General features: G+C 49.9%; 1 protein-coding gene. It reads left to right on the top strand.

Going from position 1 to position 2,158, the window contains the following annotated elements:
• On the top strand, window positions 1-2,158 hold a 2,158-nt coding region (locus QSE00_RS25090), incomplete at both ends, for a beta strand repeat-containing protein (RefSeq protein ID WP_286108015.1).

Genomic DNA, 2,158 nt, shown 5'->3' with positions numbered 1-2,158 from the left:
CGGCGGTAACGACCAGGTATTGGTCACCGATGCTTCCGGAACGGTGGAGTGGATTGATAAGTCGAGCTTTTCGGCCATTGCGGACCAGGTTACCATAACAGGAGCAGGAACTGTTGGGGATCCTTTTAAAGTAGAGGATCTTTCCATAGTAACGGCAAAATTGGACGATGATGCAGTGACCAATGCTAAATTGGCGGACGATGCGGTTCAGACAGAAAACATATTGAACGGTACCATTTTAACGGAGGATATTTCCTCAGGTGGTAACGATCAGGTATTGGTCACCGATGCTGCTGGAACAGTGGTCTGGGTGGATAAGTCGAGCTTTGCTGTTTTGGCCGACCAGGTAACGATTACGGGTGTAGGAACTGTTGGGGATCCTTTTAAAGTAGAGGATCTTTCCATAGTAAATTCCAAGCTAGGCCCTGACGCGGTTACCAATGCTAAATTGGCGGATGATGCGGTGCAATTGGAAAACATCGCTGATGGTACGGTCTCCGGGCAGGTAATGCAATGGGACGGTACCGACTGGATTTTAGTAGATTTAGGCTCGGTGACGGTAACGGAAGTTGATGGTGTAATCGGAAACGAGGTGACAAACGCCACCGATGGCACTTTGGTACGTTCAGGTGCAGGAACAACGGTTAGTCCCTATACCTTGGACGTATCGGCCGATGGAATTACCAATGCAGAATTAGCGGACGATGCGGTACAGACAGAAAACATATTGAGCGGCGGTAACGACCAGGTATTGGTCACCGATGCTTCCGGAACGGTGGAGTGGATTGATAAGTCGAGCTTTTCGGTCATTGCGGACCAGGTTACCATTACAGGAGCAGGAACTGTTGGGGATCCCTTTAAAGTAGAGGACCTTTCCATAGTAACGGCAAAACTGAATGATGGGGCAGTGACCACAATAAAATTAGGTAATGACGCGGTTACCAATGCCAAGTTGGCGGACGATGCGGTTCAGACAGAAAACATATTGAGCGGCGGTAACGACCAGGTATTGGTCACCGATGCTTCCGGAACGGTGGAGTGGATTGATAAGTCGAGCTTTTCGGCCATTGCGGACCAGGTTACCATAACAGGAGCAGGAACTGTTGGGGATCCCTTTAAAGTAGAGGACCTATCCATAGTAACGGCAAAACTGGACGATGGAGCGGTTACCACGATAAAATTAGGTGATGACGCGGTTACCAATGCCAAGTTGGCGGACGATGCGGTACAGACAGAAAACATATTGAGCGGCGGTAACGACCAGGTATTGGTCACCGATGCTTCCGGAACGGTGGAGTGGATTGATAAGTCGAGCTTTTCGGCCATTGCCGATCAGGTTACCATTACAGGAGCAGGAACCGTTGGGGATCCCTTTAAAGTAGAGGACCTATCCATAGTAACGGCAAAACTGGATGATGACGCGGTTACCAATGCCAAACTGGCGGATGATGCGGTGCAATTGGAAAATATCGCTGATGGTACGGTCTCCGGCCAGGTAATGCAATGGGACGGTACCGAATGGACATTAGTGGATCTTGGCTCCGTAACAGTTACTGAAAATGATGGTGTAATCGGAAACGAGGTAACAAACGCCACCGATGGCACTTTGGTACGTTCAGGAGCAGGAACAACGGTTAGCCCCTATACCTTGGACGTATCGGCCGATGGGATAACCAATGCAGAATTGGCAGACAATGCCGTACGGACAGAAAACATATTGAGCGGCGGTAACGACCAGGTATTGGTCACCGATGCTACTGGAACAGTAGAGTGGGTCGATAAATCAATATTAAATTCTGACAACCAGACCCTGGGCATAGCCGGAGATCAATTGACTATTTCGGGAGGAAATACGGTAACTGTACCGACAGCCGATGGTTCTGAAACGATAGTAACTGGTGGCGGCATCAATGTGGTAACCGGAAGCGGTACTACATTGGATCCCTATGTGATCACGGCCACGGAGGTGGACGGGAGCATCACCAACGAGGTGAACACGGCCTTTGCGGTAGTGGGGAGCGACCTGAGCATCACTGATAGCAACGGAACTTTGACGGTACCCTTGTCCTCCTTGGGCACGGACGACCAGAACATAGACGTACTTACCCTTAACGCAACGAACAATATATTGACCGTTGGGATCGAGAACGGGAACGAC

This window comes from Arenibacter flavimaris (genome assembly GCF_030291335.1).
GTDB lineage: Bacteria > Bacteroidota > Bacteroidia > Flavobacteriales > Flavobacteriaceae > Arenibacter.
The sequence above is the reverse complement of the archived record's forward strand: the minus strand, read 5'-3'. Positions and strand labels throughout refer to the sequence as shown.